This is a genomic window from Bacillus sp. P4_E1, assembly GCF_056401715.1.
Map to the genome: position 1 here is coordinate 288,809 of NZ_JBFUIV010000001.1, position 15,673 is coordinate 304,481.

14 protein-coding genes are annotated in these 15,673 nt (G+C 34.4%); 5 read left to right on the forward strand and 9 right to left on the reverse strand.

The genetic code is table 11. The features are described from left to right. Window positions 1-454 precede the first annotated feature (454 nt). Window positions 455-1,732 (reverse strand): exosporium glycoprotein BclB-related protein, encoded by a 1,278-nt coding sequence (locus tag AC1DS7_RS01400; protein WP_476998719.1) that lies wholly within the window; start codon window positions 1,730-1,732, stop codon window positions 455-457. A 489-nt stretch (window positions 1,733-2,221) separates the two neighbouring features. Here AC1DS7_RS01400 and AC1DS7_RS01405 point away from each other — a divergent pair, with 489 nt between their 5' ends. Further along, window positions 2,222-2,512, forward strand: coding sequence for a DUF4183 domain-containing protein (locus AC1DS7_RS01405; RefSeq protein WP_002012883.1), 291 nt, complete (start codon window positions 2,222-2,224; stop codon window positions 2,510-2,512). A 62-nt stretch (window positions 2,513-2,574) separates the two neighbouring features. On the opposite strand, the gene AC1DS7_RS01410 is transcribed toward AC1DS7_RS01405, so the two are convergent. Continuing rightward, a complete protein-coding gene (locus tag AC1DS7_RS01410) occupies window positions 2,575-3,594 on the reverse strand; it encodes a DUF4183 domain-containing protein (RefSeq protein WP_476998720.1) in 1,020 nt (339 codons plus the stop codon). A gap of 323 nt (window positions 3,595-3,917) precedes the next feature. Between AC1DS7_RS01410 and AC1DS7_RS01415 the strand changes: the two genes are divergently transcribed. Continuing rightward, window positions 3,918-4,367, forward strand: a complete 450-nt coding sequence (locus AC1DS7_RS01415; RefSeq protein ID WP_215589022.1) for a BclA C-terminal domain-containing protein — start codon at window positions 3,918-3,920, stop codon at window positions 4,365-4,367. Between the two features lie 322 nt (window positions 4,368-4,689). On the opposite strand, the gene AC1DS7_RS01420 is transcribed toward AC1DS7_RS01415, so the two are convergent. Beyond that, complete coding sequence (locus tag AC1DS7_RS01420) at window positions 4,690-5,247, reverse strand: helix-turn-helix domain-containing protein (protein ID WP_002141752.1); 558 nt, start codon at window positions 5,245-5,247, stop codon at window positions 4,690-4,692. A gap of 117 nt (window positions 5,248-5,364) precedes the next feature. Here AC1DS7_RS01420 and AC1DS7_RS01425 point away from each other — a divergent pair, with 117 nt between their 5' ends. The 3 genes from AC1DS7_RS01425 (at window position 5,365) to AC1DS7_RS01435 (ending at window position 7,895) form a co-directional block, all read left to right on the forward strand. After that, window positions 5,365-5,949 carry a LysE family translocator gene (locus AC1DS7_RS01425; RefSeq protein WP_002141751.1) on the forward strand — a complete coding sequence of 195 codons (585 nt, stop codon included), beginning with the start codon at window positions 5,365-5,367 and terminating at the stop codon, window positions 5,947-5,949. Between the two features lie 142 nt (window positions 5,950-6,091). Then, window positions 6,092-6,853 (forward strand): glycosyltransferase family 2 protein, encoded by a 762-nt coding sequence (locus AC1DS7_RS01430; RefSeq protein ID WP_002141750.1) that lies wholly within the window; start codon window positions 6,092-6,094, stop codon window positions 6,851-6,853. 181 nt (window positions 6,854-7,034) lie between these two features. Next, window positions 7,035-7,895: a hypothetical protein gene (locus AC1DS7_RS01435; RefSeq protein ID WP_002141749.1), complete on the forward strand. Its 861-nt coding sequence runs from the start codon at window positions 7,035-7,037 to the stop codon at window positions 7,893-7,895. A gap of 158 nt (window positions 7,896-8,053) precedes the next feature. On the opposite strand, the gene AC1DS7_RS01440 is transcribed toward AC1DS7_RS01435, so the two are convergent. The 6 genes from AC1DS7_RS01440 to gabT all read right to left on the reverse strand — a co-directional run bounded on the left by AC1DS7_RS01440 (window position 8,054) and on the right by gabT (window position 15,666). Then, window positions 8,054-9,850 carry an ABC transporter ATP-binding protein gene (locus AC1DS7_RS01440; protein ID WP_002085618.1) on the reverse strand — a complete coding sequence of 599 codons (1,797 nt, stop codon included), beginning with the start codon at window positions 9,848-9,850 and terminating at the stop codon, window positions 8,054-8,056. Next, window positions 9,843-11,597, reverse strand: coding sequence for an ABC transporter ATP-binding protein (locus tag AC1DS7_RS01445; RefSeq protein WP_215589021.1), 1,755 nt, complete (start codon window positions 11,595-11,597; stop codon window positions 9,843-9,845). The genes AC1DS7_RS01440 and AC1DS7_RS01445 overlap by 8 nt, the downstream gene beginning before the upstream one ends. A gap of 262 nt (window positions 11,598-11,859) precedes the next feature. Next, window positions 11,860-12,456: a DUF1349 domain-containing protein gene (locus tag AC1DS7_RS01450; RefSeq protein WP_215589020.1), complete on the reverse strand. Its 597-nt coding sequence runs from the start codon at window positions 12,454-12,456 to the stop codon at window positions 11,860-11,862. A gap of 33 nt (window positions 12,457-12,489) precedes the next feature. Continuing rightward, window positions 12,490-13,374 carry a GNAT family N-acetyltransferase gene (locus AC1DS7_RS01455; protein ID WP_002085624.1) on the reverse strand — a complete coding sequence of 295 codons (885 nt, stop codon included), beginning with the start codon at window positions 13,372-13,374 and terminating at the stop codon, window positions 12,490-12,492. Between the two features lie 262 nt (window positions 13,375-13,636). Continuing rightward, window positions 13,637-14,326 (reverse strand): MOSC domain-containing protein, encoded by a 690-nt coding sequence (locus tag AC1DS7_RS01460; protein ID WP_002136285.1) that lies wholly within the window; start codon window positions 14,324-14,326, stop codon window positions 13,637-13,639. A gap of 14 nt (window positions 14,327-14,340) precedes the next feature. Beyond that, window positions 14,341-15,666: a 4-aminobutyrate--2-oxoglutarate transaminase gene (gabT, locus tag AC1DS7_RS01465; protein WP_002136283.1), complete on the reverse strand. Its 1,326-nt coding sequence runs from the start codon at window positions 15,664-15,666 to the stop codon at window positions 14,341-14,343. Window positions 15,667-15,673 lie beyond the last annotated feature (7 nt).

The following is a 15,673-nucleotide window of genomic DNA, read 5'->3' on the forward strand; positions in this document are numbered from 1 at the left end:
AAATAGTAGCTCTTCAGCATCCTCTCAATCTTCGAACTCTCAATCTTCCGATTCCCAGTCACAAAGAGATTTAGCCGAGCAAGGCTATGTAAAGAAAAAAGGATGTAACTGTAATAAAAATAAATAGTTTATTACTAATTTGAGCAATGACATTTCACCGCTCATGATTAACAATTTAACCCACTAGTATATAGTTTATTTAATGGATGAATTCTGTTTTTAATAGAATTCATCTTTTTTGTTTATATGTAATTTTTCAAACCATATAACTTATTCCATAAACAATAAAGTGTAAATCATAAATTTTGATTTTTCTTATATACCAACTTAACAAAGAGTAACTTTTCAATTGATTTATTTTTAATTTCCCACAAAAAATATAGCCCCACCTAATAAAATTAGGTGGGGCTATATACAAATGCCTGTTTAAATTTCAAACAAACATTGTAACAAGTTAGACGATATTAATACCTGCACTTACAAATCCAGCAACTGCAGCTATTGGACTAGCAGCTGTTAATGAAACATATAATAATACTTTATCCCCAGCGGCTACCGGAATTGCTTCAGGTATGATACCTGATGCTGTAGCACCAATCGCTATTACAGCAAATGCTGGTGCTAATAATAAAGGCGCGCCCTGTACTGTAAACGTATTACTTGCTGCTGGTGCAGTTAATATTTGTATCTGCACTTGAACAGGTGATAATGGAGCTAATGCAGCTGTTGCACTAAAGAAACCTGCTAATGACGTAATAGTCCCTGCACGTGGTGCTACAAATGCATAAGAACCTATCCCTAACGCTAATGTGATACTTGTTCCACCCGTTAAAGCAACTCCAGGCTGACTAAATCCAAATCCAAGAAGAGTTCCTGTATTAGCTATTAACGCGTTAACTAACGCAGATGGTGTTGTACCTGAAGCAAACGGAATAATAGCTCCGCCACCTGTTGCTCCTGTTGCTCCTGTTGCTCCTGTCGCTCCTGTTGCTCCTGTTGCTCCTGTTGCTCCTGTCGCTCCTGTCGCTCCTGTTGCTCCTGTTGCTCCTGTCGCTCCTGTTGCTCCTGTCGCTCCTGTTGCTCCTGTCGCTCCTGTCGCTCCTGTCGCTCCTGTTGCTCCGCCTCCTGTTGCTCCTGTCGCTCCTGTCGCTCCTGTTGCTCCTGTTGCTCCTGTTGCTCCTGTTGCTCCTGTTGCTCCTGTTGCTCCTGTTGGACCTGTTGGACCTGTTGCCCCTGTTGGACCTGTTGCCCCTGTTGCCCCTGGAGTAGCATTGATTAATTGAATTAATAAACCAAAAAGAACTTGTAAAGTTGCAGGATCGATATTTGAGTTGCAGGATATAGGGATAAGATCTAGAGCGAAGAAGAATTGTGCAAGAGCGCTATAAAATTGTTGCAATAATGTTGACAATTGTCCTAAATTAGGTGCTGGAGATTGTAATAAAACTATAATACTTTGAGTTAATTGTTTCAAAAAATTAACTTCTGGAGAAGGTAATAAGGAATTTAAGAAAATTAAAAATTGATTAAATAAATCGAGTAACGCTAATCTGTTTGCATTACTTGGATTTGCAAAAAATGCTGAAATAGCTGATATTAATGAATTTAGTAAAGTAATTAATTGACTTAATTGTTGGCTAGTAATAGGAACTGACTGTGGATTTTTACAACAATCTGCTGAAAAAACAATCGGATTGCAGTTATTATGACCAAAACAATTATTATTTGACATTTATTTCCTCCTTGCTTTTCTTATAGTTGAGTGTTTTCCTATTCTAAGAACTATAAAAGATGCGATTGAAAAAAGTAGTTGAGTTATATGTTTCTCTTAAAATAGGAAACATGAATTATAATCAAACTTGAAAACGTAATTTAATTATGTTCATGACTCACATATTAATTATATGTTTTTAATAATTGACTGCTTAGATTAAATACCTAAACTTAAGAGTTTATTTTATTTTTCCACGTTTATCTCCCAAATTCAATTGCCTATCAATTTAATTATCCATAGTAATCACTAAAACAATCGATAACATATGTTCCACTTATAATGGCATCACTTTTTCCATACTAGAATAATTAGTATTTTACCTATACAAAAATTGTGTTGAAACTATAATCAGGATGCCGTTTCTAATATAGAAAATTCTCATATTATATAGTGGACAAGTTATTCTAAACTTCGTTCCAATAAATTTAGAATAGGAGTGAGAATTAAATGCCTATCATTCAACCATTTATGGCATCTAGAAGATTCACCTCTACACTAGGAGCTGGAACAGGCACAGGTGCTGCTTTTGCGATTGCTGCCACAGCTTGTTTAAACGATGCGGGTACTACTGCAACTGCCTTCCCAACTTTTACGTATTACAATCTCTATATAAACGGTATTCTTCAGCCTAGTGTAAACTCCAGTGTTACTACTGGTCCTACTGGTGCTATTACAATTCCTGGCGGAGATGTATTAGACGGTGGAATTCCAATTACAATTGAATTTATCGTCACTTAATTTTAACTAACCAAATTTAGAACAAAAAGGGCAGATTTCTCTTTATAGGAAATCTGTCCTTTTTAATTGATAATAATAAATTGTAGGATAATTGAAGATCCTTGTGAGGGTGGTTCAGCATCTAATAAAATTAACTGACCAGCTATAACTTCATAAAAAGGTTGTGGTTGAAGAATTCCATTTATAAATAGATTAATATAAGAAACTTCACTTGGTGATAAGATTTGTGTTGTACCGTATTGTGCTATACCATCTGCATTAGTATATATAAGTTTTTCCCCATCTGAAAAAGTAAAATATAATAGGTTTGTTGTTGGGATTGTTCCCGGTATTCCCGTTGGGCCGGTTATTCCTGTTTCTCCGGTTGCTCCGGTTACTCCCGTTACTCCCGTTATTCCTGTTTCTCCTGTTATTCCTGTTACTCCTGTTGCTCCTGTTTCTCCGGTTGCCCCTGTTACTCCCGTTATTCCTGTTTCTCCGGTTGCTCCTGTTTCTCCGGTTGCCCCTGTTTCTCCCGTTATTCCTGTTTCTCCGGTTATTCCTGTTTCTCCGGTTGCTCCTGTTTCTCCTGTTTCTCCTGTTWCTCCTGTTTCTCCGGTTGCTCCGGTTGCCCCTGTTTCTCCCGTTATTCCTGTTTCTCCTGTTATTCCTGTTACTCCTGTTGCTCCGGTTACCCCTGTTTCTCCTGTTACTCCTGTTGCTCCGGTTGCTCCGGTTGCCCCTGTTTCTCCTGTTACTCCGGTTGCCCCTGTTTCTCCCGTTATTCCTGTTTCTCCTGTTATTCCTGTTACTCCGGTTGCTCCGGTTGCCCCTGTTTCTCCTGTTRCTCCGGTTGCCCCTGTTTCTCCTGTTACTCCTGTTGCTCCGGTTGCCCCTGTTTCTCCTGTTACTCCTGTTGCTCCGGTTGCCCCTGTTTCTCCTGTTWCTCCTGTTTCTCCTGTTTCTCCTGTTACTCCTGTTGCTCCTGTTGCTCCGGTCGCTCCGGTTGGAAAATTAATAGACGGAAGAGGTGGAAATGTAGGACCAATATTTTTAGAATCCATAACTTCCTTAGACATTGGTAATTTGTCATATCGATTCAAATTTGCATCTCCCTTCTATAGTATTTATTAAATGTTAGATGTTCCGAAATGTTAAAAGAATTATCTAAAAAAACACTATTAATCTCTCTATTAAAATCTTTGTACAAAATCAAATTTAATGTAACTTACTAAAAATGTATGTATTTTAAACAGCATGCCGTTACTATAAAAAATATTATTAATAGAATATATGAAAAGTATCTCCTTTATCATAAAAATGAGGTGATTTTAATTAAAAATAAAGATAGAGAAAACCCCAAAAATAATGACGTACAATTATCCTTCCTTATAGACTAACTAGTCCTACTGGTAGTACTGGACTCATGAGTAATACCGGACCCACGGGTAGTACCGGCATAAACGTTACAACAAATTCTATGTTTGCAAATAATACAGTGGGTGGAACAGTTTCAGTTGTACTAGGTGGTACTAACATACTACTCTCAAACAACCAAAGCCTTAATAGCTTTGCAGTCAATAGTGCGAATAATTTATTTACAGTCCCTGTAACGGGACGTTATTATCTTTCTTATCAAATTAATACTGCAACTGTACTTCTTGCGGGTTCAAGACTAATTTTAAACGGATCTACATCACTTCTGGGCTCAATTCTATCTCCTGCCTTATCTACTTCAAGTTATAATAATAATTTAATTACAATATTAAATGCAGGTAATACTATTTCTCTTCAATTATTCGGTCTCTTATCAATTGTCAATTTAGTCGGTGGTGGATCAACTGGCGCCCCTCTAACAATTATACGAGTTGATTAATAAATGATTCATTTTTTCTTCTTAGCTTTAAATGTCATTCCCCTATATAGATAGTAGAAACTATCTATACTAAATATTCCGGATAAACATTATCAATTTACTCTATACGCTATCAATGTTAAGTTATTTATGAAGACAGTTTCTCCTTTACTAATCATCTCAATATGTATTTGAGAAACATTCTCCAATCCTATACGCGAGAGAAATACTGTGTTGACACTCAAATGAGTGTCTTTTTTTGTAAATTGTAATAAATAAAACCATCTCTTATAGATGGTTTTATCAAAACATATCTCTTTATATTCTAAATAAAATAGCAAGTTTATGAAGCTGGATAATAAATGGTCATACTTAACCGAGTTAGCGTTCGTCCGGAATTATGATAAGAGTGCGGTCTATCCGCCTTAAAGCGAATTGAATCTCCGCTATTTAATGTATATTGACAATCATTTATTTCAATTGTCAATTCTCCCTCAAACACCGTTATAAATTCTTCGGTCCCTTCTTTATGGCCTTCCGAACTTAATTTTCCTTCCTTTTCAATTTCAACCGTATAGATTTCAAAGTTCCTATCATCTTGAAAAGGAAAAGAAGGATACACTTTATATCTCCCATTGTCTTCTGATAATATTTGAACATCGTTTCGTAAAACCACTTTCGTATCAGGCTGTGGATTATTAATTAAAGACGTAAAAGACACTTTTAAACCATTCGCAATTTTCCATATCGTTGTTAGTGTCGGGCTTGAATCTCCTCTTTCAATTTGTCCAATCATCGTTTTACTCACACCCGTTAATTGGGAAACCTTTTCTAAACTTAATTTTTCTTTCTCACGTATTGCTTTTATATTTTTCGCCAAAATAAGTTGAATTTCTTCCATAAAAAAACACTCCTATACTATATACAACATAACGACCGTTATGTATAATAAAAAGCACACGTTATATTGTTCTTTTCGGTCATTATAACACACGAAAAATACTTAGGGGGTTTTGAAATGCCTTTATTTTCTTTTTTATTATTTGTTTTTATTAGTAGCTTCACACCCGGTCCTAACAATTTTTTAGCTATGACATACGCAAATCAACTTGGTTTGAAAAGGAGCATGCAATTTTGCTTTGGAGTAGCTTTCGGTTTTTTCCTCCTCACTTCTTTATGTAGTTTCTTTAATATCGTACTAATTAATATTTTACCCAAAATCGAATTACCTTTAAAAATTTTAGGAGTAGCATACATGCTATATCTAGCTATTAAAATACTCATTAGTAAAGGCAGTACAGATCCCGATGAAAAAGATAATAAAAACTTATTTACAGTGGGGATTTTTCTTCAGTTTGTTAACCCTAAAGGGATATTATTCGGACTGACTGTAGTTTCTACTTTTATTCTCCCTTACTACAATTCATATTCTAGTTACCTTCTTTTTTCATTATTTTTAGGAGTAGTCGGTTTAATGAGTACATTTAGTTGGAGCCTATTCGGTTCAATGTTCCAAAAACTTTTATTAAAACATAACCAATTCTTTAACATTATTATGGCAGTTTTATTAATTTTTAGCGCTATTTCAATTGTTATCAACTAACTCCATAACCATCCCAATTCTTAATTTAACAGTCAATCCGAAATAAATAATTATCCTTACACCTATCATCTTTGTTTTTCTAGTTTTAAGGTGGGAACCTTCTAGCGATAAGATTCCCACCTTATCGTACTAAATAAGAAGTGTGCTATATAAGGAGGAGGTTTTCATTAAGACTACTTTAAGTTCTCATTTTTACAATGAAGAATATTTACTTCCATGGTGGTTAATGCATCATACAAAACTATTTGATCACGGTATTCTAATTAACCGAGGATCTACTGACCGTTCAGTGGAAATATGTAAGTTATTTGCACCTCATTGGGAAATTCGCAATTCAAAAGTAGTAGAATTTGATGCCTATCTAGTTGATCAAGAAGTTATGGAAATTGAAAAAGAAGTTACTGGATGGAAAATGGTATTAAATACGACAGAGTTTCTTTGGTGTTTTAATAAAGAACAATTCTTCACTTCACTTAACTCTAATGGAGGGAACAAGTTTTCCATTAGAGTTATAAAGATGATCGATGAACGTTATCACGGTATTTTAATCCACCCCAGTCCCAATCTGCTTTATCCCAACGGTAGATTACTTCACAATATTTTTCATGGTGACTACAGAGTCGGCAGACATGGCTCACATTATCCATATAGCATTTACATGCAGCCTGCTTTCGTTTTTAAATTTTTTTATAGTCCATGGAACAAGGCTATGAAAAAAAGAAAATTACAAATTGGACCCACTCTTTCTAAACATAGTGTACAGCGTGGTTTAGGTTCTCATCATTTAACAACACTTGAAAAATTAGAAAAAAACTATACGCACTATGTGACCTTAACTACTGATCTTCGGTTAATCCCAGAATATCAAACTGTATTTCCCGATCTATGCTTTCCTAACTATTAATATCGTAAAAAGGTTAGCTATACATTTCTTATATTTGGGTTGACTGAAACAAATTCTACAGAACATACATCTAAATTTTTTCTCTTATTCTCCTAAATAGAACTTTTTTCTACCTTGTACAAACATTTCTTACTTTTATTAAATACTATATATAGACAAATAAAAGATAGGAGATTAAAGAATGGCTGACTATTTTTATAAACATGGAAAAAAATACTATAAAAACTATTCTTATTCTCACCACAAAAAAGAGAACTGTTTCATTGAAACGCATACGATTGCCGGTTCAAATATACCTCTAGATATTGTCGTACCAGCTAACACTTCAAGAATAGTTTTCGAAGATTCTACTAATAATCACAACAAAACATTACTTCAGTTTCATGTTCCTGGCACCTCTGCACCGATTGTAATAACTATTCGTACAAGAAATGCTCGTAGACCAATTACTGCTACAATAGCTACAGGTGAAACAAGGATTTTTCAAGTAGAAAATTTTGAAAGCCTCACTGTCACAAATAATACCAATACAAGTAGCGATATTGGTATTTTTATTCAAAAAACGTTTTGCATCTGCTGCGATGACCAAAATGATTACTATGCAGAACAATCACATTCTCTTAACCAAAAGAGTAACTGTTTTATTGAGACTCATACCATAGCCGGTTCGGGAACTTCCTCAACTGGAAATGTACCTCTAGATATTATCGTACCCCCTAACTCTTCAAGAGTGGTTTTTGAAGATCTTACTATTAATCACAACAAAACATTACTTCAAATATCTGTTCCTAACGATTCCGGTCCCATTGAAGTAACTATTCGAACAAGGATTTCTAACACACCAATTATCGCTACGATAGTTCCTAATGAAACAAGGATTTTTCAAGTAGAAGATTTCCAAGAACTTACCCTCACAAATAATTCCGATTCCTTTGATTTTATCGATATATTTATCAATAAAACGTTTTGTATTTGCTGCAATGATCAGAACATCCCTTGCGATGAATGTTGCAATGAATACGACAATGATTATGATTGCTAGAATAACCGAAAAAGAAATCTCTCCTTTTACATTTTCCCATTAATACAAAAGGATGCTGTTAAAACATTTAGTGAGAGACTATTCGGATAGCGATGTTTGCAAATACAAAAAATGCGGTTTCTCTTATCACGAGAAACCGCATTACATCAATATTTTTGTTAAATTTTAAACTGACTTGTATACAAATCAAAGTAGAATCCTTTCTCTTCCATAAGAGATTCGTGATTTCCTCTTTCAAAAATACTACCATCTTTAATTACAAGTATTTGATCTGCTTTTTCAATCGTTTTCAGCCGATGAGCGATTACAAAACTTGTTCGCCCTCTCATTAAATTATTTAATCCAGATTGAATTTGTAATTCTGTTCTCGTATCAATATTAGATGTTGCTTCGTCGAGAATTAATATATCTGCATCTGCTAAAATCGCTCGTGCAATCGCAAGGAGTTGTTTTTGTCCTTGACTTAAATTCGAACCTTCTGAAGCAATTTCCGTTTCATATTGATTCGGTAGATGTTTTATAAAAGAATGTGCTGATGCTGCTTTTGCTGCTGCAACTACTTCTTCATCACTTGCATCTAAACGTCCATATCGAATATTTTCCATAATCGTTCCTGCAAATAAATACGTATCCTGTAAAACAACCCCTATTTTACTCCGCAAAGAATTAATATCATAATCCTTTATATCTTTTTCATCAATGCTAATTTGCCCTTTTTGAATGTCATAAAAGCGAGTTAACAAATTAATAATTGTTGTTTTTCCTGATCCAGTTGGACCGACTAAAGCGATTGTCTCCCCAGGATTCGCCTCGAGACTCACATCTTTTAAAATCATGTTGTCCTGTGCGTATCCAAATGAAACTTTCTCAAGCCTAACATGTCCTTGTAAATTTTGTACAAGTACTGCATCTTTTTTATTTTGAATTTCTGGTACTTCATCCATAATTTCAAAGACACGTTCTCCTCCAGCAACTGCCGCTTGAATCGTATTCATTAAAGTTGCAAATTGACTAAGTGGTCTTGAAAATTGTCGAGAATAATTAATAAAAGCTGCAATGACACCTACTGTTGTCATTCCGTTTAATACCATTACCGATCCAGTTCCAATTACAAGCCCCATTCCTAAGTTATTAATAAAGTTCATACTTGGAAAAATAAATGCTGAAAACGTTTCAGCCTTCGTTGCTGAAATTCTTAGCTGTTCGTTAATTTCATTAAAGTTATGTACGGTTTCTTTTTCTTTTCCGTATAACGTAGTTACGTCTGCGCCTGTAATAGCTTCCTCAATAAATCCATTTAATTCTCCTAAATCCTTTTGACGCTTCGCAAAGTTTTTCCCACTATAAGCAACTAGTTTTTTCGTAACGAAAAACATAATAGGTACTGTAATTAAAGTTACAATCGCTAAAATCCAATCTAATGAAAACATCGCAATTGTTACACCTATAAACGTTAACGCTGATGAAATGATTTGCACAACACTTTGTGTCAAAGCTTGATTTAAGTTATCAATATCATTTGTCACACGGCTCATTAAATCACCTTGAGAACGTACATCAAAGAATCGTAGAGAAAGTGTTTGGATTTTTTCAAAAATATCTTGTCGTATTTTTTGTATAGTCTTTAATGCAACATTAATCATTACAAATGTTTGTAACCATGTTAATAATACGGTTATCCCATATATCGCAATGAGTAGCATGCACATTCTGGCTGTCCCGCTTAAATCCTTCGGTACAATGTATTCATCAATGATGACCCCCATATAATATGGTCCAAGTAAACCTAGTAATGTCGTGATAAATACAAGAATAATAACGAACATAAGAGATGCTTTTTGATACCCCATATAGTTCCATACTCGCATTATAGTTCCTTTAGTATTCTTAGTTTTTCCCGTTTTCGGATTATTACGTCCACCTTTATTTCCAAATTGTCCTTGAAAATTACGCACGCTCTTCCCCTCCTTCTTGCTGCAGGCTACCACCTTGGGAAAGATAAATTTCCTGATACACTTCACAAGTTGCCAATAAATCCTCATGCGTACCATTTCCAACTAATTCACCGTTATTCAAAACGAGGATTTTATCCGCATCTATAATAGAAGATATTTTTGATGCAATTAAAAATGTCGTTGTGCCACTATATCTTGTCCTTAATGCTTCCTGTATTACAGCTTCTGACTTCGCATCAACTGCCGATGTAGAATCGTCTAATACAAGAATAGATGGCTTTCTCACTAGGGCTCTTGCAATAGATATACGTTGTTTTTGACCACCAGATAGATTGGTTGCACCTTGTGTTAAGTTATATTCATAAGAGTCTTCCAGCTTATTGATAAACTCAGTCGCACAAGCAGATGAAGATGCTAATTCCAATTCATCATAAGTTGCATCTTCTTTGCCATAACGTAAATTCTCTTCTATACTGCCTGAAAAAAGAAGTGCCTTTTGTGGAACGAAGCCAATGGAAGCACGAAGTTTTTGCAAATCGTATGCTTTCACATTAACATCATCTATACATATTTCACCTTGATCAACATCGTAAAGTCGTGGCAATAGTTTCGCCAATGTAGATTTACCACTTCCGGTCGATCCAATAATCCCTATTTTTTCACCTTTACGTACAGTAAAGGAAATATCTTTTAAAACATATTCATTATTTTTCGTATAACTATAGCTAACATTTTTAAACTCTACATTACCACCCACTTGTTTTGGTTCACATACGTCGCCTTCAGTTGTAATATCAACTTCAGTATGTAAGACTTGTTGTACACGATCAGCTGATGGAAAAGCACGGGCAATTTGAATAAATACCATACTAATAGACATAAGTGACATTAAAATGATATTTAAATAGTTAATAAAAGCTAAAATGGCCCCTACTTGGAGTGTACCGTTAAAAACTTTCTCGCCACCAATCCATAAAGTTGCTACAATTCCGCTATTTACAACTAGCATAATAATTGGCATCATCAATGAAATAATTTGTATTGCACGAATATTTATTTCAGTTAAACTTGTATTAACTTTCTCAAACTGTGCGATTTCATATTTTTGTCTTACATATGCTTTTATAACACGTACACCGGATAAATTTTCTTGTAGCTTTGTGTTTACTTTATCTAATGCTTCTTGTACTCGCTTAAATGAACCGCTCGATTGACCTGCAATCAATACAATTGCAACTAATAATACGGGTACCACAACAAGTAAAATTGGAAATAGGTCTCTCGCTGTTACAAAGACTATAATGATACTTCCAATAAATAATAACGGTCCACGGACAAGTACACGTAACGTCATCGTCATTGCCGATTGAATAGATGTAATATCATTTGTCACGATTGTTAATAATTTACCTGTTCCAAATGAATCACGATTTTTGCTAGAAAATGTTTCTATTTTCGCAAACAGATCTTTTCGTATGTCTGTAGCGAAATTAACAGCAGCTTTTGTAGAATACATCATACAACCAAGTCCTCCAATTAAACCGATTGCTGCTGCTCCTATCATAAGAAGCCCCATTTTTATTACATAATTCAAATCCCGGTTTGCAATTCCAACATCAATAATATGTTGCATTATTGTCGGTTGAATTAAGTCCATCGCAACCTCAAGTACCATAAATAGCGGTCCAATAATAGCGAAGAACATGTATGGTTTTAAATACTGTAACAACTTGCGAAATGATTTCATACACAATCTCCTTTTTTCATGAAATTACCATCGAATAATTTATATTCCTCCTTATTTGAGCGATATAGTCTGTAATTTCTCCATTAGTCCTATTATATTAGGCAAATTAATATTTAACATTATTAAATGATAAGTTTTAAATCATTTTTAGTCAATAAAATGGAACTTTAATCTACCAGGCATTTTCACTGCCAGTTGATGTGAATACTCTTTAACTTAATAAAAACCGCATTCTCATTTAGTAAGAATGCGGTTTTCCCATCTATATTTGTTCAATTTTAAAATCGAAAACCTCGGTCTCGAATCCATTATTTTCAGAAGGACTACACGTATAAAAACCAATTTTAACAGGCTCATTACCTATGTCCTCCATCAAATGAGCGATTCTTATTTGTTCCCATCGCTGACTCGTTTTCACATATATTGTATAATCGCCAAGTTTTCGAATAATTTGAAAACTTGATTGTTGCTTAGCAAACTCATTTGGATAGTCTTGCGTTGACCAATCAGAATAGCCATTATTCGTTACGACAGCACCTAAATGTGATGGGCCCTCAGGAATATATTCTAAAGATGTTTTTAACCAACACTTCTCAGAAATCATAACAAATAAACCCGCTTGATCGTATGTCGCATTTGGATTCATGCGCAATTGAACCTCAGCCTGAAAATCTGTCATTATCTCATCATAAAATACATGGCCATTCATTACTTCAAAACCATAATGGGTTTTCAGCCAAAAATCTGTTTCTTCTTTCGAATGGACAATGAATGTATCATTGTCTTCAAGTTTGTAAAATTTAGGTGCGTTCATTACAGTAAGTTGCTCAATATGATTTGGTATATATGATGTTTTCATAATTCCTCCATAAAAAAGCATTTAAATTAATATTTAAAACTCAGTTAATACCGGGAATTTATAACCTTTAAAATCTAATTCTTTATTACTTCGAACCATTAAATACTTACTAGTCTGTAATTCTGTATATTGTACATCATCAATTCCTAATTGATCTGGGTAGAAATAAAATTCAATCTCCGTAAATTCCCCAGAGATTTCCTCACATAATTCATCTAAAATCGGAATTACCGGCGCAAATACTCCAAATAATTTTAGTTTTTGATTTTCTACTGTAAAAACAATCAGCGCATCTAATTTCTCTGAATAATAAAGGTTTTCATTCCATGTTGAATCATACATATTTAAATAAAACGAAGAGCGGTAATTTAACGTTGAAAATTTATTAGAAAGCCTTTGGCCATTTTCAATAATCTCATGTATTAATTGTCTATCCTCTTCATTATAAAAATCTAACTTTTTAAGTTGAGAATCTTTGTAACCTTTATTTTCGCATGATACTGTCATCAAATATTCTTGCACAATTTGAAAACCAAATGGTTTATATAGTTCCGGATTTTCAGTAAACAAGACCGCACACTCGCATTGCTCATCAATTTCCTCTATCATCTTACTAAACAATTGTTTCATTAATCCTCGTCTACGATAATTCGGATGTGTCATTACTGATTGAATACCCGTTGCATTTATTTTTTCACCATTAATTAAAAGCGGAAGTGAAAATGCCGCAACATTTGCAATCGCATTATCATCTTGTAAAAATGATAATGCTTTATATGTATAATCCCAATACCCTTTCTCTGAAAAATCCTGCAATGTTTGGCTCGTAATCCCAAACACTTCTTCAAATAAAGGAAATAACTGTTCTCTTCTCGGTTCTTCTAATAGAAAGTTTGCCATTTTTTTAACATTCCCCATGTTGTCCCTCCATACGTCGATTCCATTAATTTAGATATACTTATATGACCTACTCTCAAAAAATAGGCCTTTCAAATCAATATAGTATCATAAAACTTTTAAAAATGGTTTAATTTATTTTATGTTTTGATTATTAAAAAACAAGTCGAATAAACTAGTATTAAGATTTTTGAATAATATCATGTTTATTATATAGCAAATGGTGCTTCCTACTTATCTTTCCGATAATAGAAATACACCATTTTATGCAAATATAATTCACCTATTCTTTGGTTCCCTCAAGTCGCTCCTTCGTACTAATTTCTTCTCCCTTCACTCGCTTTTCAAACGTCTTTCTCCAACTAGTAGACAGTGCATTTACTTCTAAAATCCTTTTTAATCCCTCAGAGTTTTGTTTTTCTTTATGCATTATGCGATTCGCAAACAAAATTGACACACCTTTTGGATCAGGCTTCAACAATTTTAAAGTATCTACCGGTAATATCCACCCTTCTTTTAATACTCGAAAATAAAAACCTGTGTATCCTGTATCTTGAAAATATAATGGCAACTTTGGAATATTATATTTCTTCGCTAATTTAAAACAAGGTTGTCTTGGCTGCGTTACTTGTACAATCGCTTCTCCGAGTTGAAACGTGTCACCAATACAAACATCTTCTTCACGCATTCCGCTTACTGTTATATTTTCACCGAAAGCCCCATATACAAGTTCCTGATTCAACTCTTTTTCCCAGTAAGGATAGTGGTCACCAGTATAAACACAAACCGCTTTATCTACCCCTCCATGATGAACTAAATCCGCCTGTCCATCTCCATTAAACTTTAAAAATGATAAAAAAACAGGTTCCTTTACTTGCTTTTTGTTTATCCCTGTTTGAATTAACTTCCCACCATACATAACCTCTTTTGGTAGTCCTATATTTAAGGATAGGATTTCATATACTTTAGTCATTCAAATTCCTCCTCTTACTTGCGGCACAACTTTTCAAAAGACTCATTTATTATTTCAAACCCTCTATCTATTTCTTCGTTTGAGATAACTAGAGGTGGTAAAAAGCGTAGTACATTATCAAATATCCCCGCTCCAATACTTATAAGCCCATTCTTCCAAAAATCTTCAATTAGCTTTACTGTTAGTTGTTTTGCAGGTTCTTTCGTTATGCGATTCGTTACAAGTTCCATTGCAACCATCGCACCGATTCCACGAACATCACCAATCACTTCGTACTTTAATTGCATTTGATGTAGATGTAACATTATTCTATTTCCAATTTGCTGAGCCCTTTCAACTAGATTTTCTTCTTCCATTATTTCAAATACAGCAAGACCAGCTGCACAAGATAACGGACTACCTGCAAAAGTTCCACCAATTTGTCCTCTCCCAGGAATGTCCATCAACTCCGCACGACCGACAATAGCACTTAATGGTAAACCGCCAGCAATTGATTTTGACAAAGTCATTATGTCAGGCTCTATATGAAAATGTTCTGTTGCAAACCATTTCCCTGTTCGGCCAAATCCAGTTTGCACTTCATCCATTATCATTAAAATACCGTATTGATTACAAATTTCTCGTAATCGTTTTACAAATGTAATAGAAGGAACAATAAACCCACCTTCTCCTTGTACTGGTTCCATTACGATTGCTGCTACTTTTTCAGGTGATACTTCTTCTAAAAACTTTTCAAACTGATAGATGACTTGAGAATCCACTTCTTCAGTAGAAACTCCTTCTTCAGCTCTGTAATAGTACGGATACGGCAATATATGCATGTCTGAAACGAACGGACCAAATCCTGCTTTATATGGAGTTTCTTTGGTCGATAGAGACATTGTCATTAATGTTCTCCCATGAAATCCTCGTTCAAACGAAATTACTTTACTCCTCCCTGTTACTTTACGTGCGATCTTTACAGCATTTTCAATCGCTTCCGCACCACTATTGGCAAACATCGTTTTTTTCTTACTTGTACCTGGCACTTTCTCATTAATTTTCTCCGCTAAAGTAATATAATTTTCATATGGAGTTACATGAAAACAAGGATGTATAAATGATTCTGCTTGTTTTTGTACCGCTCTTACAACTTTCGGATGACAATGTCCAACATTTTGCATACCAATTCCACCAGCAAAATCAATAAACTGATTTCCATCTACATCTGTTATTATCGCTCCCCTTGCTTCTTTTACATATAAAGGCGTTAAATGATATATTCCTGTCGGTACAGCCTCCTCATACCTTTTTTGAAGTACTTGTGAATAACTACCCGGTAATACACTAGATTTCAACAATTCTTCT